This is a genomic window from Dokdonia sp. R86516, assembly GCF_044596715.1.
Taxonomy (GTDB): domain Bacteria; phylum Bacteroidota; class Bacteroidia; order Flavobacteriales; family Flavobacteriaceae; genus Dokdonia.
The window spans coordinates 408,896-430,586 of sequence record NZ_CP138998.1 but is presented as its reverse complement, the minus strand read 5'-3'; the positions used below and the strand labels follow the sequence as shown (position 1 = coordinate 430,586).

24 protein-coding genes are annotated in these 21,691 nt (G+C 37.1%); 13 read left to right on the top strand and 11 right to left on the bottom strand.

Annotated features, from left to right (window positions below; translation table 11 throughout):
- Positions 1-267: 267 nt before the first annotated feature.
- The 5 genes from SJY23_RS02110 to SJY23_RS02090 all read left to right on the top strand — a co-directional run bounded on the left by SJY23_RS02110 (position 268) and on the right by SJY23_RS02090 (position 3,449).
- Positions 268-1,062, top strand: coding sequence for a MotA/TolQ/ExbB proton channel family protein (locus SJY23_RS02110; protein WP_396597270.1), 795 nt, complete (start codon positions 268-270; stop codon positions 1,060-1,062).
- Positions 1,063-1,093: 31 nt separating this feature from the next.
- Entirely contained in the window at positions 1,094-1,528 is a 435-nt protein-coding gene (locus SJY23_RS02105) for a hypothetical protein (RefSeq protein ID WP_035335830.1), read from the top strand.
- A 2-nt stretch (positions 1,529-1,530) separates the two neighbouring features.
- Positions 1,531-2,145, top strand: a complete 615-nt coding sequence (locus SJY23_RS02100) for a biopolymer transporter ExbD (RefSeq protein ID WP_035335831.1) — start codon at positions 1,531-1,533, stop codon at positions 2,143-2,145.
- A gap of 24 nt (positions 2,146-2,169) precedes the next feature.
- A complete protein-coding gene (locus SJY23_RS02095) occupies positions 2,170-2,643 on the top strand; it encodes a biopolymer transporter ExbD (protein WP_035335832.1) in 474 nt (157 codons plus the stop codon).
- 122 nt (positions 2,644-2,765) lie between these two features.
- Positions 2,766-3,449, top strand: a complete 684-nt coding sequence (locus SJY23_RS02090; RefSeq protein WP_396597269.1) for a porin family protein — start codon at positions 2,766-2,768, stop codon at positions 3,447-3,449.
- A 35-nt stretch (positions 3,450-3,484) separates the two neighbouring features.
- Here the strand turns inward: SJY23_RS02090 and SJY23_RS02085 are convergent, their stop codons facing one another.
- The 4 genes from SJY23_RS02085 to SJY23_RS02070 form a co-directional block, all read right to left on the bottom strand.
- The gene (locus tag SJY23_RS02085) at positions 3,485-4,090 is read right to left on the bottom strand and encodes a hypothetical protein (RefSeq protein WP_396597268.1); all 606 of its coding nucleotides are present in this window, start codon (positions 4,088-4,090) and stop codon (positions 3,485-3,487) included.
- Entirely contained in the window at positions 4,090-5,535 is a 1,446-nt protein-coding gene (gene rpoN / locus SJY23_RS02080; protein WP_035335836.1) for an RNA polymerase factor sigma-54, read from the bottom strand. The genes SJY23_RS02085 and rpoN overlap by 1 nt, the downstream gene beginning before the upstream one ends.
- Before the next feature lie 134 nt (positions 5,536-5,669).
- Entirely contained in the window at positions 5,670-6,488 is an 819-nt protein-coding gene (kdsA, locus tag SJY23_RS02075) for a 3-deoxy-8-phosphooctulonate synthase (protein ID WP_035335839.1), read from the bottom strand.
- A gap of 81 nt (positions 6,489-6,569) precedes the next feature.
- Positions 6,570-7,217: a flavin reductase family protein gene (locus SJY23_RS02070; protein WP_396597267.1), complete on the bottom strand. Its 648-nt coding sequence runs from the start codon at positions 7,215-7,217 to the stop codon at positions 6,570-6,572.
- Positions 7,218-7,237: 20 nt separating this feature from the next.
- On the opposite strand from SJY23_RS02070, the gene SJY23_RS02065 reads away from it, so the two are divergent.
- Positions 7,238-8,041 (top strand): class I SAM-dependent methyltransferase, encoded by an 804-nt coding sequence (locus SJY23_RS02065; protein ID WP_396597266.1) that lies wholly within the window; start codon positions 7,238-7,240, stop codon positions 8,039-8,041.
- Here the strand turns inward: SJY23_RS02065 and msrA are convergent.
- The 3 genes from msrA to SJY23_RS02050 all read right to left on the bottom strand — a co-directional run bounded on the left by msrA (position 8,038) and on the right by SJY23_RS02050 (position 10,781).
- Positions 8,038-8,694 (bottom strand): peptide-methionine (S)-S-oxide reductase MsrA, encoded by a 657-nt coding sequence (msrA, locus tag SJY23_RS02060; RefSeq protein ID WP_396597265.1) that lies wholly within the window; start codon positions 8,692-8,694, stop codon positions 8,038-8,040. The two genes, SJY23_RS02065 and msrA, sit on opposite strands and share 4 nt — an antisense overlap.
- Before the next feature lie 209 nt (positions 8,695-8,903).
- Positions 8,904-9,683, bottom strand: coding sequence for a zinc ribbon domain-containing protein (locus tag SJY23_RS02055; protein ID WP_035335847.1), 780 nt, complete (start codon positions 9,681-9,683; stop codon positions 8,904-8,906).
- Positions 9,684-9,686: 3 nt separating this feature from the next.
- A complete protein-coding gene (locus SJY23_RS02050) occupies positions 9,687-10,781 on the bottom strand; it encodes a Nif3-like dinuclear metal center hexameric protein (protein ID WP_396597264.1) in 1,095 nt (364 codons plus the stop codon).
- A 33-nt stretch (positions 10,782-10,814) separates the two neighbouring features.
- On the opposite strand from SJY23_RS02050, the gene lpxK reads away from it, so the two are divergent.
- The gene (gene lpxK / locus SJY23_RS02045; RefSeq protein WP_396597263.1) at positions 10,815-11,825 is read left to right on the top strand and encodes a tetraacyldisaccharide 4'-kinase; all 1,011 of its coding nucleotides are present in this window, start codon (positions 10,815-10,817) and stop codon (positions 11,823-11,825) included.
- Positions 11,826-11,852: 27 nt separating this feature from the next.
- Here lpxK and SJY23_RS02040 read toward each other — a convergent pair whose 3' ends face one another.
- The 4 genes from SJY23_RS02040 to SJY23_RS02025 form a co-directional block, all read right to left on the bottom strand.
- Positions 11,853-14,075, bottom strand: a complete 2,223-nt coding sequence (locus SJY23_RS02040) for a response regulator (protein ID WP_396597262.1) — start codon at positions 14,073-14,075, stop codon at positions 11,853-11,855.
- Positions 14,076-14,107: 32 nt separating this feature from the next.
- Positions 14,108-15,109, bottom strand: a complete 1,002-nt coding sequence (gene gap / locus SJY23_RS02035) for a type I glyceraldehyde-3-phosphate dehydrogenase (RefSeq protein WP_396597261.1) — start codon at positions 15,107-15,109, stop codon at positions 14,108-14,110.
- Positions 15,110-15,113: 4 nt separating this feature from the next.
- Positions 15,114-15,989, bottom strand: a complete 876-nt coding sequence (lipA, locus tag SJY23_RS02030; RefSeq protein ID WP_051583839.1) for a lipoyl synthase — start codon at positions 15,987-15,989, stop codon at positions 15,114-15,116.
- A 73-nt stretch (positions 15,990-16,062) separates the two neighbouring features.
- Positions 16,063-16,794 carry a biotin--[acetyl-CoA-carboxylase] ligase gene (locus SJY23_RS02025; RefSeq protein ID WP_396597260.1) on the bottom strand — a complete coding sequence of 244 codons (732 nt, stop codon included), beginning with the start codon at positions 16,792-16,794 and terminating at the stop codon, positions 16,063-16,065.
- Positions 16,795-16,877: 83 nt separating this feature from the next.
- Between SJY23_RS02025 and rsfS the strand changes: the two genes are divergently transcribed.
- From rsfS to SJY23_RS01995, 6 genes are all read left to right on the top strand, one after another.
- Complete coding sequence (gene rsfS / locus SJY23_RS02020) at positions 16,878-17,249, top strand: ribosome silencing factor (protein WP_035335856.1); 372 nt, start codon at positions 16,878-16,880, stop codon at positions 17,247-17,249.
- Between the two features lie 13 nt (positions 17,250-17,262).
- Positions 17,263-19,239, top strand: coding sequence for an ATP-dependent zinc metalloprotease FtsH (ftsH, locus tag SJY23_RS02015; protein WP_396597259.1), 1,977 nt, complete (start codon positions 17,263-17,265; stop codon positions 19,237-19,239).
- Between the two features lie 112 nt (positions 19,240-19,351).
- A complete protein-coding gene (locus SJY23_RS02010) occupies positions 19,352-19,966 on the top strand; it encodes an LUD domain-containing protein (RefSeq protein ID WP_035335858.1) in 615 nt (204 codons plus the stop codon).
- A 1-nt stretch (position 19,967) separates the two neighbouring features.
- Positions 19,968-20,771, top strand: a complete 804-nt coding sequence (locus SJY23_RS02005; protein WP_396597258.1) for a phosphatidate cytidylyltransferase — start codon at positions 19,968-19,970, stop codon at positions 20,769-20,771.
- Positions 20,761-21,411 (top strand): phosphatidylserine decarboxylase family protein, encoded by a 651-nt coding sequence (locus SJY23_RS02000; RefSeq protein ID WP_396597257.1) that lies wholly within the window; start codon positions 20,761-20,763, stop codon positions 21,409-21,411. Before SJY23_RS02005 ends, SJY23_RS02000 begins: the two co-directional genes overlap by 11 nt.
- Positions 21,411-21,671, top strand: a complete 261-nt coding sequence (locus SJY23_RS01995) for an acyl-CoA-binding protein (protein ID WP_035335863.1) — start codon at positions 21,411-21,413, stop codon at positions 21,669-21,671. The genes SJY23_RS02000 and SJY23_RS01995 overlap by 1 nt, the downstream gene beginning before the upstream one ends.
- The last annotated feature ends 20 nt before the right edge of the window (positions 21,672-21,691 follow it).

Here is a 21,691-nt window from a genome sequence, read left to right as displayed (position 1 = left end):
TTAAAAAAGTATCAAGGTAGTAAGAAATTACAGCATACTTTCATATACTTGCTATCTCAAAAGATTTCACAATAACGTGAAGTAATTATTTTGTGATAAAATTAGATGTATTTCATTCAAATTTTGGTGTAAGTACCTTGCTTTATAAATTACATACTAAATTAATTGTAATTAAAATAAGACGATGCTTTTCTATATTTGTTACAGATAATCTAATTAATTACTATATTTAACCCTTTACTAATTTAAACTTTAAGATCAAGAGCAATGAAAAAATTATTCTCTATCATGGCAGTTGCCGCTGTAGTAGTGTTAAGCACATTCACAGCAAACGCCAGTAACGCACAAACAACCCTTCCAGTACAAATCCAACAAATTGTTGCGAATGTAGACGCTGGAGCATCTTTTCAAGATGAAGCTGCCGCAGAAGAGCTTTCTTTTACGCAGGATTTGAAAAAACGATTCATTGAAGGAGGTCCTGGATTCATGGGGATTGTACTTTTATGTCTTATTTTAGGACTTGCAATTGCTATTGAGCGTATTATATATCTTAACCTAGCATCTACTAACACTAAGAAGTTAGCTCAAGATGTTGAAGATGCATTAAATAGTGGTGGTGTTGAAGCTGCAAAAGAAGTATGTCGTAACACTAAGGGCCCTGTTGCTTCTATCTACTACCAAGGTCTTGACCGTGTAGATGAAGGAGTAGAAGCTGCTGAAAAAGCTGTTGTAGCTTATGGTGGTGTTCAAATGGGACAACTTGAAAAGAACGTATCTTGGATTTCATTATTTATCGCACTTGCACCAATGCTTGGTTTCATGGGTACGGTAATCGGTATGATTCAAGCCTTTGATAGAATTGAAGCAGCAGGTGATATGAATCCAGCACTTGTAGCAGGAGGTATTAAAGTAGCACTTCTTACAACAGTATTCGGACTGATTGTGGCTATTATTCTTCAAATATTCTATAACTATATTATTGCAAAAATTGACAGTATCGTAAACGATATGGAAGATGCATCAATCACATTGATGGACATGCTTGTACGTTACAAGAAGTAATATATAGTAATCTTAAAAATTCATACATATTATGGGATTACATAAAATTTTAAAAATCATTGTTGGTATCGTAGGTATCGCAGCACTTGTTGTTGCTGGTATGGTATGGGCAAACAATGAAGCCATCGTAGGTGGTGATTCACAGAACCTTGTTGATATTATGATTCTCCTCGCTTGGATAGTTATAGGTATCGCAATAGTGCTCGTAGCGATTTTTGTTGTCAAAGGTCTATTTTCGGGTAACGCAAAGAATACACTAATAGGTGCTGGAGCATTCTTGTTAGTAGTTGCTATATCTTACTTCGCAGCAAGTGGAGCAGAAGAAGTTGCAATGAAAGACGGAGAAATGCTATCTGCTAGTGGTTCACAATGGGTAAGCGCTGGTATTAATGCATTCTTTATTCTTGCAGCAATTGCAATTGTACTTATGCTAGTATCAGGAGCTAAGAAACTTGTAAATAAATAATTATGGCTAGGAGAAATGCACCAGAAATTAATGCAGGGTCTATGGCAGACATCGCATTCTTACTACTTATCTTCTTCTTGGTAACTACTACCATTGAAAAAGATAGAGGTCTAGTAAGAGCGTTACCGCCAGAGCAACCTGAGAATGTGGAGCCTCCTATCATTAAAGAAAAAAACCTTTTTGTAGTTATCGTAAATAAAAACGATGAGCTTTTGGTTGAAGATAAGCCTATGGAGATCAAAGATCTCCAAGAGGCAGCTATCGCCTTCTTAGATAATGGAGGTGTACCGAAAGGGCAAGAAGGGTATTGTGATTACTGTCAAGGAGAGCGCGACCCTAGTTCGTCAGACTTTCCAGACAAGGCTATTGTAACTGTAAAAAATGACCGTGAGACATCTTACGATACGTACATTACAGTTCAAAATGAGCTAGTAGGAGCATACAATTCTTTACGTGATAGAGAGTCACAACGTTTATACGGTTGGAAATTTACTGAAGTAAAGAAAGCTATAGACGAAGGAGTGTATAAAGGAAACGAAGAGAGTGCAAAAGAAAAACTTGATGTTATCAAGAAAATGTATCCTCAGAAACTTTCTGAAATAGATCCTCAATCATAAGTAGAATTATAAAATAAAAATATTATGTCAAAATTTAAAAAAGGTGGGTCAAAAGAGTTACCAGCGGTAAACACGGCTTCCCTACCAGATATTGTATTTATGTTATTATTCTTCTTCATGGTGGCTACAGTGTTACGTAAAAATGACGTAAAAGTAGCGCAAATTTTACCAGCAGCAGATCAAACAGAGAAGCTACAAAAGGACAGAAGTGTTTACATCTTCGGAGGGAAACCAGGAGAGGGATACAAGCAGTTCGGTACAGAGGGTAAAATTCAAATAGGAGACAAATTCGTAAATATAAACGAAGTACAACCTGCTATTCTTGAAGAGCGTGAAAAGCTTAGAGATGAGCTTAAAGATCGTGTTATGGTTGCCTTTAAAGTTGATAAGGAAACTAATTCAGGTTTAGTATATGATGTGAAGCAGGAGCTTAGACAAGCAAACATGCTTAAAGTAATTTATATTACTACACAAACGGAGGATGCTGTATCGCAATAATCCGATATTAAATTAGTAAAAAAACGTCTTGAGGTAACTCAAGGCGTTTTTTTATTTTTAATACTCATTATCATTTCTCTTATATTTGTTAGAAATTCTTCCACTTGAAATACTACTTGTTTTTGTCCATTTTATTTCTCACTTCTTGCTTACTGGCGCAGGAAGAAGTTGTGCTATATGAGGAAGATGTAGATTCTTTGTATCGAGAAGATCAAGTTTATGTAGGTGTTACTTTTAATTTAATAAGTAATAAGCCAACAGATTTTAAACAAAATGGTCTCAGTGCTGGAATACAAGCTGGAGTTATTAGAGATTTTCCTATTAATAAGAGGCGTAATAAGGCAATAGGTCTAGGAATAGGTCTTGCGGTGGATACCTATAATCAAAACTTGTTTATAGATGAAGCGATTACTGATATGGTGACTAATTATGAAATTCTCGATGACCAGGTTGATGAGGATGTCAATAGATTTACAACATATACCCTTGAGTTTCCAATCGAATATAGGTGGCGCACATCGACCCCAACTAAATACAGCTTTTGGCGTATACATGCCGGCTTAAAGTTGGGTTACTTATTTAGGTTTAAATCCACTTTTCAAGACAATAACCTTAATGTTGTCCGTACTGATTTGCCAGAGGTAAATAGCTTCCAATATGGGCCTTCATTCTCTTTTGGTTATGGGGCCTTTAATTTTCAAGGATATTATGGTTTGAGTACCCTGCTCAATGATGAGGCGCAAATAGATGCTAGTAGCGTTAATCTTCAAGTCATTAGACTGGGATTGGTTTTTTACTTCTTATAAGAGTACGCTTTCGCGAAAGCGTGACAACAATCCTACTACAACCAGTAAGGGTAGACTAGAAATTGTGAAGTAGCTCCCAAAATAAATCCTATTATAAGTTCGATAGGCGTGTGAGCTCTTGCATCTAGCCTAGATGTAGCCGTTGCGCCACAAGCAAAAATTCCAAATGCAATCCAATATAACATATTAGACCCATAGTGAAGGCTGAGTCCCATTATAAAAAATAAGACCCCTGAGAGACCTATCATATGTAGACTAGCCTTAAATTTACAAAGTGATAATAAGAATGCTCCTGAACTAGCTCCAAGAATGCCTATAAAGAAATAGTAAAGTGGTGGTATCTCATAGCCGTCAAATATTAATTTTATTAATACAAACGTAAATACCATTTGCATGAGTAGAGGCCATTTACGCTCTCTTACATCCTTGAGGTGTATGCTTGTGACCAGTTGAAGGTTTTTGAGCATATAGAAGCTTAAAATGGGAATTACGGTGGTCATTATGGCTGCCGCAAAAAGTTTTGAGTATACAAACTCTTTGTTGAAATATCGTGGTAATATGTAGAAGTAGTAGAGTACACCACTCAAAGGCATGAATAGTGGGTGAAAAATATAAGAAAAGCTACGTATGAAAAATTTCATTAAATCTGTTTACGTAATCTCGCTACCGGAAGGTCTAATTGCTCTCGGTATTTAGCAACTGTTCTCCGAGCTATAGGATATCCTTTTTCTTTTAAAATACCTGCAAGTTTATCATCTGTAAGAGGTTTGCGTTTATCCTCCTCGTCTATGACCATTTCTAAGATTTTTTTAATCTCACGTGTAGACACCTCTTCACCTTGGTCATTAGTCATACTTTCAGAAAAGAACTCTTTGATGAGTTTTGTTCCGTAAGGAGTGTCTACATATTTACTATTTGCTACTCGAGAAACTGTGGAAACGTCCATGCCAATTTCTGTGGCGATATCTTTCAATATCATAGGTCTTAAGTTGCGCTCGTCACCCGTCAAGAAGTATTTTTCTTGATAGTGCATGATACTACTCATGGTCACAAAAAGTGTTTGCTGTCGCTGTATAATGGCTTCAATAAACCACTTAGCAGCATCAAGCTTCTGCTTGATAAACATTACTGCATCTTTTTGTGCTTTAGTACGCTCTTTAGATTCTTTATACCCTTTGAGCATATTGCTATAATCTCTAGAGACTTTGAGCTCTGGAGCATTACGGCCATTTAATGAAAGTTCTAACTCACCGTCTACTATGCGTATAGTAAAGTCTGGAACTACATGCTCTACAATTTTTGTATTACTAGAGTATGAACCTCCTGGACGAGGATTAAGGTGTTCTATTTCATTAATGGCATCTTTAAGTTCTTCCTCAGTTATATGAAACTTAGCCATGAGCTTTTTGTAATGCTTCTTGCTAAAGTGGTCAAAAGACTTTTCAAGTATATCAACTGCTAGGGAAATAGATTTTGTGGCAGGCTTTCTGTCCAGTTGTAGCACTAGGCATTCTTGTAAGTTACGAGCGCCTACACCTGCAGGATCAAGGTCTTGTACCTTAAAAAGCATTTTTTCTATAACCTCTTCAGAGGTATAGATATTTTGTGTGAAGGCTAGATCATCCATAAGATCTGCTAGTGGTCGCCTTAGGTATCCTGCTTCATCAAGGGAACCTATGATAAATTCGGCAACTTCACGCTCCTCAGAAGATATTCTTACAGTATTGAGCTGCGTCTTGAGATACTGATTGAACGATGTTCCAGATGCATAAGGGACTTGTTTGTCCTCATCATCTGCACTGTAATTATTTGCACTCAAGCGGTATTCTGGGATTTCATCATCACTTAGATAGTCATCCACATTGATTTCAACCTCTGGTGCTTCATCAAAGTCGTCTGTATTGTCAAACTCTTCAAAATCATCTTTAACTTCCTCCTTACCGCTATCGAGAGCAGGATTTTCTTCGAGCTCTTGTTTGATTTTTTGTTCAAACGCCTGCGTAGGAAGTTGGATAAGCTTCATCAGCTGGATTTGCTGAGGAGAGAGCTTTTGCGAAAGTTTAAAATTAAGTTGTTGTTTTAACATATAAAACGAAGTTACGAAAAAGCAATAAACAGTGATGAGAAATATATGTTAAGCAAACTTTTAATTAATAAAGGTTATACTCGTTTATATTTGAGATTCTAAAGTGTCGTTATATGGTTTAGTATTGCGCTAGCTTATAAGGTGTTTACCACCTTTCTAATTGCAACAAGATTACCTAGTAGTCTTTCAAGATGTGCAAGATCAAGCATATTTGCGCCATCACTTTTTGCATTTGCCGGGTCAAAGTGAGTTTCAATAAATAATCCGTCTACATTATTTACAATACCTGCTCTAGCAATAGTTTCAATCATGTCTGGTCTCCCTCCAGTTACTCCGCTTGATTGGTTGGGTTGTTGTAGCGAGTGAGTAACGTCGAGTACCGTAGGTGCAAATTCTTTCATTGTAGGGATTCCCCTAAAATCAACAATCATATCTTGATAGCCAAACATAGTTCCGCGATCTGTAATCCAAGCATTTTCATTACCTGTGTCGAGTACTTTTTGTACAGCATGTTTCATGGATTCTGGAGACATAAACTGTCCTTTCTTGAGGTTTACTACTTTGCCTGTTTTGGCAGCAGCGACTACAAGAGAAGTTTGTCTTACCAGAAATGCAGGAATCTGAAGTACATCTACATATTGTGCCGCAAGAGCAGCGTCAGAACTTTCGTGAATGTCTGTTACTGTTGGGACATCAAACTCTGCCGAAACCTTAGCTAGAATCTCAAGAGCTTTTTCATCCCCTATGCCGGTAAAGCTATCTACTCTACTACGATTTGCCTTTCTAAAGCTACCTTTAAAAACGTACGGTATTTTTAGAGTATCAGTAATTTTTACAACTTTCTCTGCTATGCGCATTGCCATGTCTTCTCCCTCTATAGCGCACGGTCCGCATAGTAGAAAAAAGTTATTGGCATCTGTATGTTTTATTTTAGGTATGTTAGAAAGTTTCATCGTTTAGATTTTAATTGTTTCCTGGTATTTCTTAGGAATAAATAGGTATTACAAAGATAGCATTAAAAGAGATGAGCAAAATTACTTCTTGATAGAAGTGGGTAGCTTATCAGGTTTTGCATAAGAAAATCTGTCTATAATTTTTGGAAAAGCATAAGCGTCAAGTCCGTTTATGGCTACTCCCATAGATGTTTCTAGATCTATCCATCCATCTTCTTGCAGGCAGTTATCTGGTAAAGTTACTCCCTTGACTGCGCCTATCATTAAGATAGTTTCATTTTCCTCAATTTTGTATTCGTTTACGTATTCGCAGGCGATTTTAATGTGTGCTTGTTTTACAAATGGAGCACTCCAATTGTTTAAATACTCGGTTTCTAAACCTGTAGCATCAAATTCTGATACATTTTCCTCATATGCTGCCGCTGTCTGGTGAGATGGTAAGACGATTTCAGTATTAATATGATTTACGGTAAAACTTCTTGTCGCTTTAATATTTGTATAGGTATGCCTAGGGACTGTGGTAGGTCTCATAATGAAGCCCAACATTGCAGGATTGCTTCCTATATGTGTGATAGAGCTAAAAATCGCTAGATTTTCATGATCATCCTTAGATATGGTACCTATAAGATTTGCGCTTTTGTAACCGGTAACACTATTAATAAAGTTTGCACGGTAGCGCTTATCCATCGCGATTATGGCATCGTCGTCAAAATGTAGTATCTTTTTCATTACTATCAAAAATACGGATTATGAAAGAGCAGTTTCAAGATTACTTTAACACCAACAAGGAAACTTGGGAAAAGAAAGTTTCTGTCCACGCAGAGAGTAGTTTTTATGATATGCCGGGATTTTTGAATGGTAAAAGTTCTCTCAACAACTATGAGTTAGATGCATTGGGAGATGTAAATGGTAAAAGTTTACTCCATCTTCAGTGTCATTTTGGACAAGATACTTTGAGTTGGGCAAGGATGGGTGCTTTGGCTACCGGGGTAGATATTAGTGAGGAGGCGATTACGCTTTCGCGAAAGCTAAACAAGCAACTAGGTTTGTCTGCTGAATTTGTGTGCTGTAATGTTCTAGATACTTCAAACCATATTCATGAGCAATTTGATATTGTTTTTACGAGTTATGGGGTGATAGGGTGGTTGCCAGATTTGAAACCTTGGGCGCTTATGATTGCACAGCGATTAAGAAGTGGAGGAACTTTTTATATAGTAGAGTTTCATCCCATTGTCTGGATGTTTGATTATACAGGAGATAAGCCAGTAATGAAATATGGATATCATCAAGATGAACCAGTTTATGAAGAATATGAGGGGACTTACGCTCAACCTGATGCAGCTATAACAAGTAAAGAGTATGGATGGAATCATGGTTTAGGAGACGTGGTCTCTGCCTTAATAGATGCGGGTCTTAAAATAGAATTTCTAAAAGAACACGATGCCTCTCCTTATGATGTTCTTCCAGATTTAATGAAAAATGAAAATGGCCTTTACGAAAGTAAAGACCATTTATATCCATTAATTTTTGAGATAAAAGCTACTAAAGTTTAGTGCGCATCTTCTTTTAGTAATTCTGGAAACTTCTGTGCAAAACGTTTATACCTAGGTATTGATACATTTTGAATGTATGGGTTATTTGGGTTGTTCTTTTCATAATCCTGGTGGTATGCCTCTGCAATCCAAAATTTCTGAAAAGGTAGTACTTGTGTGCTTATTTTACCATCGTAGGTAGACTCGTTTAAGGCAGCAATAGTCTTATCTATTATTTTCTTTTCGCTATCGTTCTGATAGAAAGCGATAGAGCGATATTGTGGTCCAGCATCTGGTCCTTGACGGTTTTTTGTGGTCGGATTCTGTGATCCAAAAAACACATCAACTAGCTGTTGAAAAGAGATTACCTTCGGATCGTAAATTACTTCTACAGCCTCTGCATGAGTCGTGTTTCCGTAGCTTACTTGTTTGTATGTTGGGTTGTCTTCCTTTCCTCCACTATAGCCACTTATAGCCTCGTCAACTCCTTTTACGCTTTCAAAAATGGCTTCTACACACCAAAAACATCCACTAGCAAAATATGCTCTACTCATCCCATCTTGATATGTTGCTTCTACTGGCTCAAGCATGGCTGTAGGTTCAGTCATAGGCTTGGTATTATGATTGCAAGCCATAAATGTGATAAGTGTAGTGAGGTAGGCAATGATTTTCATACAATATTTTTAAGAGTATAAAATTACTTCATAAGAACTTAGATTGTTGTTATCGTTTTGTTAATCAATTTGAGATGTTATAAAATGAGGTTAGAGCGGATAATGTTGTAGCCTAAAGCCTTAGTACTAAAATTCTGCAAAAATTTTTTAACACAAAAAAAGCCTTCTATAATAAATAGAAGGCTTTAGATATTGTAGAAAAAAAATGATTACAGCTTTTTAAATAGCTTTGTCATTTTTTCATGCTGCTCATTTGCAAGTTCACTATCTATTAAGATACGACCAGAGTGCTCATCTGTGATGATTTTCTTGCGTCCAGCAATCTCAACCTGAACTTGTGGTGGGATTGTAAAGTAAGATCCTCCAGAAGCTCCACGCTCTATAGGTACAATTGCAAGACCGTTGCGTACACTAGAACGGATTCTCTTGTAAGCTTTAACTAAGCGCTCTTCAATGTTAGTTTCATATTCTGCACTTTTAGCTAGAAGTGCTTGTTCCTCTTTTTCTGTTTCAGAAAGGATAGCATCTAGCTCGTTTTTCTTGTGCTTAAGGTGAGTCTCGCGTTCTGCAAGACGTTCCTTAGTTTGCGTGATTACATCTCCCTTTTGTTCAATCTGGGCCTTATACTCACGTATATTTTTCTCTGCAAGTTGAATTTCAAGTTCTTGGAACTCTACTTCTTTGCTTAAAGCATTAAACTCACGATTGTTACGTACGTTCTTTTGCTGCTCAGAGTATTTCTTTATAGATGCTTTTGAGTCATCTATCTGGATTTTTTTAGCCTTGATAGAGTCGTCCACCAATTTTAAATCGTTTTCCAACTTCTCGATGCGCTTGTTAAGACCAGCTACTTCATCTTCAAGGTCTTCAACTTCCAATGGAAGCTCTCCACGTACATTGCGGATCTCGTCCACACGTGAGTCTATAAGTTGTAAATCGTAAAGCGAGCGTAGTTTTTCTTCTACTGTTGCTTCTTTCTTCTTTGCCATACGTTAAAAATAGTTGATAGGATTGGTATTTTCCTCAGATAAAATGATTGCAAAAGTACTAATTTTTTCTGTAAGATAGTCGCATATTAAGTTTTTCGTATATCGTTCACTTTCATAATGCCCTACATCGCATAAAAGAATGCTGCCTTCAGCTTGGTAATAGTCGTGGTATTTTAAATCTGAAGTTACAAGCACATCCGCCCCTTGAGCTTTTGCGCTTTTAATAGCAAAGGCTCCACTTCCTCCCAGTACGGCTATTTTTTTTATAGGTTTTCCTATTAATTGTGAGTGACGTATACCGCCTGTTTTAAATTGCGCTTTCGCGAAAGCTAAAAAATCCACCTCACTCATTTCTTTATCAAGATTACCTATCATCCCCATGCCTACATTTTGCAACGTATTTTCTAGTGAAGTAATCTCATAGGCAACTTCTTCATAAGGGTGATTTTCAAAAAGAGTTTGTAAAATCTTAGACTTAAGGTGCTTTTCAAACGTAAGATGTAATTGTGTTTCTGGTTCAATATGTCTCGAGCCTCTTTGGCCTATTACAGGATTAGAATTGTCATTTCCTTTGAAAGAACCCCTACCTTCAACCTCAAAGCTGCACTCTTCATAATTACCTAAACTTCCTGCTCCCGCCGAAAACAAAGCATCGCTCACACTTTTTGCAGATGCGTGGGGAACGTAAGTGGTGAGTTTGTAAATATGATGCTGTTTAGGGATTAAAATCTTAGTGTTTGATAGATTGAGAGCTTTGCACATTCCAAAGTTAACGCCGTGTTCTACATTATCTAGCGCAGTGTGAATTGCAAAAATGGCAATATCATTTTTAATAGCCTTTTGAACCACTTTTTGCACATAGTTACTTGCTGTGAGCCTTTTTAATCCTGAGAAAATAATAGGATGAAAGCATACAATGAGGTTGCAGTTTTTTGCAACAGCCTCATCAACTACATTTTCAAGTGCGTCATGTGAGACAAGAATATTGGTCACTTCTTGCAGAGGATCCCCTACAAGAAGACCAACGTTATCAAAATCTTCTGCATAGGCAAGTGGTGCCCATTCATTAATTATAGTACTTACATCTTTTACCTTCATAAGGGTAAAGATAAAAAATGATACCTTCGTTTTATGAGAAAACTACGTCTCTTGTTATTTCCCGTTGCGGGAATTTATTATTTAGTTACGCTTACGCGAAATAAGCTCTACGACACTGGAGTGTTTAAGTCAAAAAAATATAATATACCAGTGATATGTGTGGGCAATTTAAGTGTAGGAGGAACTGGAAAATCTCCTATGACTGAGTTTGTAGTTCGGCTTTTACTGGATGATTATCGAGTAGCTACGCTTAGTAGAGGCTACGGCCGTAAAACTAAAGGATATCTCGATGTTAATCCAGCTAATGAAGCAACTACGGTAGGTGATGAGCCATTGCAATTTGCTCAGAAATTTAAAAATATCCAAGTTGCAGTTTGTGAAGATCGACAAACCGGTATCGAAACATTATTGTCAAAAGTTAATGCTCCTGAACTTGTAGTTCTGGATGATGCTTACCAGCATAGAAAGGTAGAAGCTGGGTTTTATATACTATTAACAGCATATAGTGATTTGTATAGTAATGATTTCTTGTTGCCAGCTGGAAATTTAAGAGAACCTCGAGCTGGTGCGGATAGGGCAGACGTTATAGTTGTAACTAAGTGTCCAGAAAATTTAAGTCCAAAAGAGCAGGCATTTATTGTTGCGTCTTTAGATGTAAATAAAACTCAGCAAGTATATTTTTCAACAATCTCATATGATGAGAAGGTGTATTCTGCACTGGGGTCTGTACCGCTAAACCGTCTTAAGGTTAAAAATGTTACGCTAGTGACAGGAATTGCAAATCCTAAGCCGTTTTCGGCCTACTTGGCTAGTCAAGGACTGTCATTTTCTCATGAGGCGTATGGAGATCATCATAATTTTACAAACTCGGAGATTAATGAGCTCGATAAGTTGGATTGCATCCTTACTACAGAAAAAGATTATGTGAGACTTCGTCCGTTACTTAAGATGAAAGATCTCTACTATTTACCAATAAAAGCCCATTTTATTGATGGTGAGGAATTGTTAACTGCAGATATTAAAAACTTTGTTTCAAGCTTTTAACACCAAGTAATTTCTAGGAAATAAGTTCTAGCTAAGTACCTTACTATTTCTAAGACCGTTGTATATTTTTTGAAAAAACTCTTCTACCTTATATGGTTTAGGGATGATGTCATTAAATCCTACGGCATGAAATTCATCAATATTTTCGTCTATAGTGACGGCAGTAAGTGCTAGTATTGGAATGTCTTTATTAAACAAACGTATTTGTTCAGTTGCTTCTATACCACTTATTCCAGGCATATGAATATCCATTAAAATAAGGTCAAATTGCTCTGTGCGAGCTTTCTCAACAGCAATCTCACCATTATCGGCTGTTTCACACGTGATCTTGTTTTTCTCAAGAATCTTACGTGTAATCATCTGGTTGATTTTATTGTCTTCTACTACAAGAATATGACGATTTTCAAGGGCATTATAATCTATTTCGTATGCCATATCGTTTGCATTTGATTCGCCAGGTGCTGTTTTAGATAGATTATAATTAAGGTCAAACTTAAAGGTGGTTCCTTTACCTAGGGTGCTCTCAAGTACAATCTCACTATTTAATAAGTCAAGAAGATTTTTGACAATAGATAAGCCTAGTCCTGTACCTCCAAATTTTCTATTAATTGCTACAGAGCCTTGTGTGAAGTTTTGGAAAATTGTTTTTTGTTTCTTCTTTGAGATTCCTTCTCCATTATCTTCTATCTCAAAGTGAAGTTTGATGTCTGATTCGCCTTGACTAATTTTCTGCACACGAACCCAAACGTCACCATCGCGGGTAAATTTTATTGCATTTCCTACTAGATTTATGAGTACTTGAGAGATCATTAATGGATCTCCTAGGAGTTCTGTAGGAATGTTAGAGTCGAAGTCAATATGTAATTTGTTGCCTTTATCTCGGGCAGATTTGCCAAGAGCAAATAATACGTCTTCAATGCGTTTCTTTATATTAAAGGAAGTTTCTTCAACCTCTACTTTATTTGCTTCTAATTTGTTGAGATCTAGAATGTTGTTTATGAGAGAAAGTAGGTACTCTCCAGAAAACTTTAATGAGTCAAGGTGCTTTTTCTGATCTTCCGTTGGGTTTTCAGAAAGGAGTAAGTGTGTCAGTCCCGTAACGGCATACATTGGTGTCCGCAATTCATGTGTTATTGTAGAGAGGAACTGTGCCTTAACCATAGAAGCCTTTTCTGCGTTATCTCTTGCAATGACAAGTTCGACGTTTTTGGCTTGTAAAAGTTCATTTGCTTTTGCTCTCAGGTTGTTGTTTTTATATAACGATAGCGTGAGCAGTGCAAGAATAGAGCAAAGAGCGATGCTGAGTACAAGTGTTAGTCTCATAGCTCTAGAGTTTCTATCTTCCTCTATTTCAATATTTTGTTTTAATCGTGTCACCATATCATCAAGTTCTGGACTGTCTGATGTGGGTAAGGGTACGCTTGATATTTTATTAAGCGCATGTTGATTTGTAGACTGATAGTATGATGTTAAGTAATCATTTGCTTCTTTATAGTTCCCACGACCTTGAGCTAAAAGATGTTTGACTTTTAATAACGTTGTGCTGATGCTTGGGAAATTATTTGAACTCAATAGCGTTTCGACCTCTAGTAAGGTTTCATCTGCTTCTTCAAGTCTTCCTAATTCTGCAAGGCTTAGCGCTTTATTGGTGAGAGCTTGAGTTTTTAAGTAGTCGCTATTTTCGTTTTTCGCATACTCAATGCCTTTGTTGTAAGATGTTATAGCTTCTAAGTGGCTTTTGTTATCCCTTAAAATGTCGCCTTTTAAAGTGTATAATTGAGCCTTTAGGTCATTTCGTGTGCTATTTTCGAGAGTTGTTACACCATTAGAGATATATTGTAAAGCAGTTGTGGTATCTTTTTTTATGAGCGCGAGTTGGGTTGCAGTAATGTAGCTCTGTCCCAAGAGATCAAAGCTCTTAGTTTCTTTTTGCAAAGCTATTGCGCGCTCATTTTCAACAAGAGCTTTTTCATAATCGTTGAGTTGGAAATATAGTTTGGCAAGGGTTCCAGAGGCAAGACCTACACGCTTCGTGTGGCCTATGTCTGTTGCTAGATCTCTAGAATACTTTAGTATGTCAATGGCATGGTTGTAATTGCGATCGGAAACTGCAATTACAGCTCGCTTGAGAAGCGAGTCTATTTTATCATTGGTAAGCGTTTCCTCTATATTCTCTCTTTCTTGGGCAATACTTATCACAGGATAAGAAAGAAGAAGCGCTAGAAGAAAACGTACTAATAGCAAATTCATAAGAAATTCTGATTATTCAACTGCAATATATATTATTTTGTAGAAATCCGTAGTATTAAGTCAACTAATCTGCTAGAATATCCCATTTCATTATCATACCATCCTATAATTTTCACCATCTTACCTATTACAGATGTCATTTGTGAATCAAAAGTACAAGAGTAGGGGTTTCCTACAATGTCTATTGATACTATATGGTCTTCAGTATACGATACAATACCTTTGTATCTTCCTAATGAGGCTTTGCGCATAGCGTCGTTAATTTCGCTAATGGAGGTGTCTCTTTTTACATTAAAAGTAATGTCTGTAAGAGATCCATTAGGTACTGGCACGCGTATTCCACACCCTCCTATTACATCAGAGAGATGGGGGAAAATGCCTGTTAAAGCTTTTGCTGCTCCAGTAGTAGTAGGTACAATACTTTGTCCTGCTGCTCGTGCTCTTCTTAAATCTCTATGAGGTTGATCATGTAAGCTTTGATCTGTAGTGTAAGAGTGTATTGTAGTGATGTATGCCTGTTCTACACCGCACAAGTTATCTATAATTTGCACCATAGGTGCTGCATTATTTGTAGTACACGACGCATTAGAAATAATAGTGTCAGTTTCTTTTATTTCATGATCATTTACACCCATTACAATCATGGGTATGTCTTCATCAAGTGGAGGTACGCTCAAAATTACCTTTGCCGCTCCAGCATCTATGTGATTTTTAAGGTGCTCTTTTGTTTTAAACTTACCTGTACTTTCTATCACAATATCCGGGGAGGTGTTCTTCCAAGGAATGTTGCCTATTTTACTTTCGTTATATAGTGGGATAGATTTTTCACCAATAATAATTGTATGATCACCATGAGACACCTCTTTTTTTAAAACACCATGAATACTGTCGTATTTGAGAAGGTGTGATAAAGTACGTGCGTCTGCTAGATCGTTAATTGCGACTACTTCCATTGCTGGATGTTCCTCAATAAGTCTAAACACGGTACGACCTATGCGACCAAAACCGTTGATAGCAATCTTAAGTTTAGTCATTCTTTTAAGTAAGGTGTTTCTGTGCTTTGTAAGACGAGCGCACGAGTGCGCCGCTCTCTACATGGCGGAATCCCATCTCTAAACCTATCTTTTCATACTTCTGAAATTGATCAGGAGTGATAAATTGTTTTACAGGTAGGTGTTTTTTAGAAGGCTGTAAGTATTGCCCTATGGTTACGATGTCTAGATTTACAGATCGCAAGTCTTTAAGAGTCTGGATTACTTCCTCTTCAGTCTCACCTAAACCTAGCATGATACCAGATTTTGTACGCTTAATTCCGCTGTCTTTTAGGTATTTTAAGACGCCAAGACTGCGTTCATATTTTGCTTGTATACGTACTTCACGAGTAAGACGTTTTACAGTTTCCATGTTGTGAGACACCACTTCCGGTGCTACAGTTACAATACGATCTAGTAAGTCTTCTCTACCTTGAAAATCAGGAATAAGAGTTTCAAGAGTTGTGTTTGGGTTCATGCGTCGTATAGCTTGTACGGTTTCTGCCCAGATAATAGTCCCCATATCCTTGAGGTCATCACGATCAACAGAAGTAATTACTGCGTGCTTGATGTCCATTAATTTAATAGATCGAGCTACTTTTTCTGGTTCTTCCCAGTCTACTTGCTCTGGGCGTCCCGTTTTTACACCACAAAACCCACAAGAACGTGTACATGTGTTCCCGAGAATCATAAATGTCGCTGTACCTTCACTCCAGCATTCACCCATGTTTGGGCAACTTCCTGAAGTACATATTGTGTTAAGACTGTATTTGTCTACTAGACTACGTAGGTCTTTATATTTCTTACCAGTAGGTAGTTTTACGCGAAGCCATTTTGGCTTTGCCACGCGCTCTGGCTTAGTAATAGTGAGTTCTTCTTGCATAGCATTTTTTATAGCGTTACAAAGATACTAAATAATGAATTGTGGGTGGTTACGCTTTCGCGAAAGCGTACTCTTAATATAACAATTGAAGTTCTTTGAGATCGTACTGGTTTACAATATCATTTTCTTCTAGAAGAAGAAGCTTTCCAGACTCTGAAACGCCTTTTATTATTCCAACAAACTGGCGTCCATCTTCTGAAAGAAACGTAGCTGGCTTGTCCTTTTTAAATAAGTGAACTTCATAGTCATTTTTGATCGTGCTAAACTCTCCTTTGAGTAGTAGTTCTACATAGTGGTGAAATCTTTGAAGTAGTAGCGATAAAATTTCTTCTAACTCAAAGTGAATCCCTGTTCTAGACTTTATTGAAGTAGCGCGAGGTACATTATTCCACTGTGTCTGATTTACATTAAGTCCTACGCCTAAGATCATTGCGTCAAGTTGCCCGCCTTTTATGACACTCTCTATAAGTATGCCGCATATTTTGTCGTTATCTGTCAATATGTCGTTAGGCCATTTGACACGAACATTTTTTATGAGAAGTTTAGATAGTACATCTTTAACTGCTAGAGAAGCGGCCATAAGAGCATAAAATTGTTCATTGATGGTAATACGCTTTACTTTTCTAAATACGCTGAATGTCAGGTTTTTGCCGCTTTCTGCTTGCCACTGAGTGCCCATTTGACCACGTCCCGCAGTTTGTTCTAAAGCCCAGACTACAATGTCCTCCTCTGCATTTTCTTCTTTAGAAATACGTTTGAGATAATCGTTTGTTGAGTCAACGGTATGAAGTTTGTCTATGCGCATATGTAAAACACCCAGCCTAAACTTGTGTTAAGACCGCAGAGTAATGTAAATTTGTAATAACTTTGTGTAAATTAAAGAATTTAATGGTAAATAAGGAAAAGAATACAGATCAATTAATTGCTAAGATTGTCGAGGGAATTGAAGATGTAAAGGGACAGAATATTGATATACTGGATCTTAGAGATATAGAAAATACGGTTTGTGATTATTTTATCATTTGTGATGGAACATCAAACACACAAGTGGGAGCTATCGTAAGTTCTATACAAAAGACTGCTAGTAAAGCCTTGCAAGAAAAAGCATGGCATATAGAGGGGATGGAAAATCAAGAGTGGGTGCTTATGGACTACGTTAATGTGGTAGTGCATGTTTTTCAAAAGCACATACGTGAATTCTATGATATAGAAAGTCTTTGGGGTGATGCAAAGATTACTACGATCCCAACAGATTATTAAAAAAAAAGATTAAATGGCTAAAGAAGAAAAGAATGCAGGCGGAACTCCGCCTAATAAACCTAAGTTTAGTTCTTACTGGATATACGGTTTAATTGTTATAATATTCATTGCAATCAGTATGCTTACTGGTAGTTCTGGTTTAGGTGAAGCACAAAAAACTTCTCTCTATCAGTTTGAAGAATATCTTGAGGCTGGAGATGTTGCTCGTGTAGAGATTGTAAATAAAAACTCTGTAAAGGTTTATCTAACTAAAGAAGCTGAAACAAAAGAGATTCATAATAAAGGACGTGCTACTGGTTTTTTAAAACCATCTGCCGGTGCTCCAGACTATCGTTTTGAAATAGGAGATCTACAGAATTTTGAAAATGATATCAACACAACGATTGATGAAAACAACTTAGACACTAGAGTTTCTTATGAGACGGAAGGTGATATGTGGGGGCTTGTTGCTAGTTTTCTTCCTTTCATACTTATCATAGGACTTTGGATTTTTATCATGAGACGTATGTCTTCTGGTGGAGGAGGAGGTCCTGGAGGGCAGATTTTTAACATTGGTAAGTCAAAGGCTAAATTGTTTGACGAGAAAACAGATGTTAAAACTACATTTAAGGATGTAGCTGGACTTGAAGGCGCAAAAGAAGAAATACAGGAGATTGTAGATTTCCTGAAGAACCCAGAGAAGTATACAAGTTTAGGAGGTAAGATACCTAAAGGTGCATTACTAGTAGGTCAACCAGGTACTGGTAAAACTTTGCTGGCAAAAGCAGTCGCGGGAGAAGCAAAGGTTCCTTTCTTCTCACTATCAGGTTCAGACTTCGTGGAGATGTTTGTGGGTGTTGGAGCATCGCGTGTACGTGATTTGTTCAAACAGGCAAAAGAAAAATCTCCAGCTATAATTTTTATAGATGAGATAGACGCGATAGGTCGTGCTCGTGGAAAAAATAATTTTTCTGGAGGTAATGATGAACGTGAGAACACACTTAACCAACTTCTTACTGAGATGGACGGTTTTGGTACAAATACAAATGTGATTGTTCTTGCAGCAACAAACAGGGCAGATGTGCTTGATAAAGCACTTATGCGTGCAGGTCGTTTTGACCGTCAGATTTATGTAGATCTTCCAGATGTGCGTGAGCGTAAAGAGATTTTTGAAGTGCACCTTCGTCCATTAAAAAAGGTTGATGATGAGCTTGATGTAGATTTCCTTGCAAAGCAAACTCCAGGTTTCTCAGGAGCAGATATTGCAAACATGTGTAACGAAGCTGCTCTTATAGCTGCTCGTAAAGGAAGTAAGGCTGTAGGGAAACAAGATTTCTTAGATGCGGTAGATCGTATTGTGGGAGGACTAGAAAAGAAAAATAAAATCATCACACCAGACGAGAAGCGTGCAATTGCTTTTCATGAAGCTGGTCACGCTACTGTAAGCTGGATGCTAGAATATGCTGCGCCATTGGTTAAGGTGACTATTGTGCCTCGTGGGCAATCATTAGGTGCTGCTTGGTATCTACCAGAAGAAAGACTTATAGTGCGCCCAGAGCAGATGCTAGATGAAATGTGTGCTGCACTAGGAGGTAGAGCTGCCGAGAAGGTAATCTTTAACAAGATTTCAACTGGGGCGTTAAGTGACCTTGAGAAGGTGACTAAACAAGCTAGAATGATGGTAACTGTTTATGGTCTAAATGATAAGGTAGGTAATCTTACATATTACGATTCTTCAGGACAGTCGGATAATGGCTTTACAAAACCTTATAGTGAGCAGACGGCAGAGATAATTGATAAAGAGATATCTAATATTATTGAAGGGCAGTATCAAAGAGCTATTGATTTACTTACTAAAGAAAAAGATAAGCTTACCCAACTAGCAGAATATCTTCTTGATAAAGAAGTGATTTTTAAAGATAACCTAGAGGAAATCTTTGGAAAACGTGCTTTTGGAGAAGTGGAGGCTCAAGAAGCTTCTGAAGATTCTGAAACCAAGCCTATAGTCTAGTTTTAGACTAAGAGATTAAGGGATAGACCCTCAAAAAATCTTGATTGTACCTAAGGTTCAGTCAAGATTTTTTATATTTGAAAAATACACCAAGCGTTGAGCAAATCTATTGATGAGTCTTTTTAGAAAAATCTTTGGAAATACATCTAAATCAGATAGCCCCCATAGCGATAAAGAAGGTGAAGAGCGCAGTAAGTACATGCCGGATATTAACACTCCAGCAGATGAGCGCTTCACCAAAAACTTTATCATAAACGGAGGGCGATTTTTGTATGCTCTTAATCAAGAGGAAATCAATGAAAATTTTGATAACATCTTGTTAGAAAATGATTGGTACGAGAAGAATGTATTCTGTACAGATGATAATCTTAAGGAGATCTTTAAGGGTTATAATCTCACTTTTGGAACAAATACAGAGTCTCCTTTTTTTCTTACTACTTGCGAAAGTCTCGTAGCAAATGATGGTTCTCTGTTGGTGTGTTCAAAACAGTTAAAAGAGCTCAAGCTACATGATCTACCTAAGGATATTATTGTTTTTGGAACAACAAGCCAAATAGTTAATACTATAGGTGAAGGATTGAGACTCATAAAAAATAGAAATTCTGGAAGTATACCTACCAATATTACTACAATAAAGAATTTTGAGTCAAAACAAGATGATAAAGATTTTATGACCTATGGAAGTAGCACAAAGAATCTTTACTTGTTACTGCTAGAAGACTTGTAATATGCGAGAAATAATTATTAGGGGGCTTTCTGGATTGCTCTATGTGACATTATTGTTGCTTGCGATTTTTTCAAAAGAAAATATTTACTTACTTGTTTTTTCAGGCTTAGGCGTTGTAGTGCTTTTTGAGTTTTTAAAGCTTGTGGGTGTCAAATCGCTTTTACCATATTTATTTCTGTTTGCCTGTGTGGCGATTTTCTGTTATTTCAAACTTGACAGACTTGCAACGCTAGTGTTTCTTGCGCTTACAATCACAGTTAATTTGTATTTGATTAAAAATCTCATTCGTCCATCCGAGCGCTATATAACGGTATCTCAAAAATATGCTTATATCATTTTTTATATCGTGGGTGGTGTGGTTTTTACGATACTGCTGCCATCTTACAAAGGAGAGTACACTTCTCTTTTAGTTGCGAGTATACTGGCTTTAATCTGGATAAACGATACCTTTGCATTTATAGTAGGTAAAAGCATAGGGAAGCATAAGCTTCTTGAGCGCATCTCACCCAATAAGACTGTAGAGGGCTTTGTTGGTGGGTTGGTTTTTTGTTGTATTGCAAGTGTGCTGTTCTATTATTTTACAGATCTTCTCAGTCTTCAGCTTTGGTTAACTATTGCAATTGTTACTTCGGTTTTTGGAACATTAGGAGATTTGATACAATCACAGCTTAAGCGTCAGGCTGGAGTGAAGGATAGTGGTCGTATTATGCCTGGCCACGGAGGATTATATGATAGGTTAGATAGTATCATATTTGCAGCACCATTTTTATACTTATTTTTAATTGTACTTGACTATGTTCCATAAAGAAGGATATAAGATTATTGTAATAGCATTAGTGATTTTTACAGGCCTTATCTTGCTTGCAAATAAGTTTCTTGAGAAGAAATGGTTATTTTATGTAGTAGCTTTAGTGCTAGGAGTATTGTTATATCTTATACTTCAGTTTTTTAGAAATCCAGATCGTACAGCGCCTTTAGATTCTAATGTAATCACATCACCAGTAGATGGTAAGGTGGTTGTAATAGAAGAGGTGTATGAAGCAGAATACTTTAAGGATAAACGTCTTCAAGTCTCTGTGTTTATGTCGCCGCTTAATGTGCACGTAACAAGATACCCATCTGGGGGAAAGATTGCATATAGTAAATACCACCCAGGAAAATATCTTGTAGCCTGGCACCCTAAATCTAGTACAGAAAATGAACGTACAACTGTAGTGGTAAGCACAGAAAAATTTGGTGATGTTCTTTATCGTCAGATTGCTGGTGCGCTAGCAAAGCGTATTATTAACTATGCTGAAGAAGGGCAAATGGTACAGCAAGGTGAAGATAGTGGGTTTATACGTTTTGGCTCTCGTGTAGATCTATATTTACCTATTGGGACAAAATTAGACGTAGAGCTTAATCAAGTAGTAAAAGGAGCGCAATCGGTAATAGCATCAATATAATGGGTAAGAAGGTACTTCATAAAGAGTTTGAAGATGCCTTCCGTAGGGTGAGTAATTCTTCTCAAGAATTTCCACCAGATGTATTGCTGCAGTTTTATGCGCTTTACAAACAAGCTACGCAAAAGAACACCTTTAGCCATAATGAAGGTGAACACGAGCTTGTAAGTGCCTTTAAAATCAACGCGCTACTTCAGGTAAAAGGTATGACGGAAGATGAGGCAATGGAGGCTTATGTAGAAGCTGCAAAGAAGTATCTCTAACAAGAAAAATAACATAAATA

Excerpts from the sequence above, each read along its gene's own strand:
- SJY23_RS02110 (WP_396597270.1), top strand. The coding sequence starts at position 268 with ATGAAAAAATTATTCTCTATCATGGCAGTTGCCGCTGTAGTAGTGTTA.
- SJY23_RS02105 (WP_035335830.1), top strand. The coding sequence starts at position 1,094 with ATGGGATTACATAAAATTTTAAAAATCATTGTTGGTATCGTAGGTATC.
- SJY23_RS02100 (WP_035335831.1), top strand. The coding sequence starts at position 1,531 with ATGGCTAGGAGAAATGCACCAGAAATTAATGCAGGGTCTATGGCAGAC.
- SJY23_RS02095 (WP_035335832.1), top strand. The coding sequence starts at position 2,170 with ATGTCAAAATTTAAAAAAGGTGGGTCAAAAGAGTTACCAGCGGTAAAC.
- SJY23_RS02085 (WP_396597268.1), bottom strand. The coding sequence starts at position 4,090 with ATGAAATTTTTCATACGTAGCTTTTCTTATATTTTTCACCCACTATTC.
- rpoN (WP_035335836.1), bottom strand. The coding sequence starts at position 5,535 with ATGTTAAAACAACAACTTAATTTTAAACTTTCGCAAAAGCTCTCTCCT.
- kdsA (WP_035335839.1), bottom strand. The coding sequence starts at position 6,488 with ATGAAACTTTCTAACATACCTAAAATAAAACATACAGATGCCAATAAC.
- SJY23_RS02070 (WP_396597267.1), bottom strand. The coding sequence starts at position 7,217 with ATGAAAAAGATACTACATTTTGACGACGATGCCATAATCGCGATGGAT.
- SJY23_RS02065 (WP_396597266.1), top strand. The coding sequence starts at position 7,238 with ATGAAAGAGCAGTTTCAAGATTACTTTAACACCAACAAGGAAACTTGG.
- msrA (WP_396597265.1), bottom strand. The coding sequence starts at position 8,694 with ATGAAAATCATTGCCTACCTCACTACACTTATCACATTTATGGCTTGC.
- SJY23_RS02055 (WP_035335847.1), bottom strand. The coding sequence starts at position 9,683 with ATGGCAAAGAAGAAAGAAGCAACAGTAGAAGAAAAACTACGCTCGCTT.
- SJY23_RS02050 (WP_396597264.1), bottom strand. The coding sequence starts at position 10,781 with ATGAAGGTAAAAGATGTAAGTACTATAATTAATGAATGGGCACCACTT.
- lpxK (WP_396597263.1), top strand. The coding sequence starts at position 10,815 with ATGAGAAAACTACGTCTCTTGTTATTTCCCGTTGCGGGAATTTATTAT.
- SJY23_RS02040 (WP_396597262.1), bottom strand. The coding sequence starts at position 14,075 with ATGAATTTGCTATTAGTACGTTTTCTTCTAGCGCTTCTTCTTTCTTAT.
- gap (WP_396597261.1), bottom strand. The coding sequence starts at position 15,109 with ATGACTAAACTTAAGATTGCTATCAACGGTTTTGGTCGCATAGGTCGT.
- lipA (WP_051583839.1), bottom strand. The coding sequence starts at position 15,989 with ATGCAAGAAGAACTCACTATTACTAAGCCAGAGCGCGTGGCAAAGCCA.
- SJY23_RS02025 (WP_396597260.1), bottom strand. The coding sequence starts at position 16,794 with ATGCGCATAGACAAACTTCATACCGTTGACTCAACAAACGATTATCTC.
- rsfS (WP_035335856.1), top strand. The coding sequence starts at position 16,878 with ATGGTAAATAAGGAAAAGAATACAGATCAATTAATTGCTAAGATTGTC.
- ftsH (WP_396597259.1), top strand. The coding sequence starts at position 17,263 with ATGGCTAAAGAAGAAAAGAATGCAGGCGGAACTCCGCCTAATAAACCT.
- SJY23_RS02010 (WP_035335858.1), top strand. The coding sequence starts at position 19,352 with ATGAGTCTTTTTAGAAAAATCTTTGGAAATACATCTAAATCAGATAGC.
- SJY23_RS02005 (WP_396597258.1), top strand. The coding sequence starts at position 19,968 with ATGCGAGAAATAATTATTAGGGGGCTTTCTGGATTGCTCTATGTGACA.
- SJY23_RS02000 (WP_396597257.1), top strand. The coding sequence starts at position 20,761 with ATGTTCCATAAAGAAGGATATAAGATTATTGTAATAGCATTAGTGATT.
- SJY23_RS01995 (WP_035335863.1), top strand. The coding sequence starts at position 21,411 with ATGGGTAAGAAGGTACTTCATAAAGAGTTTGAAGATGCCTTCCGTAGG.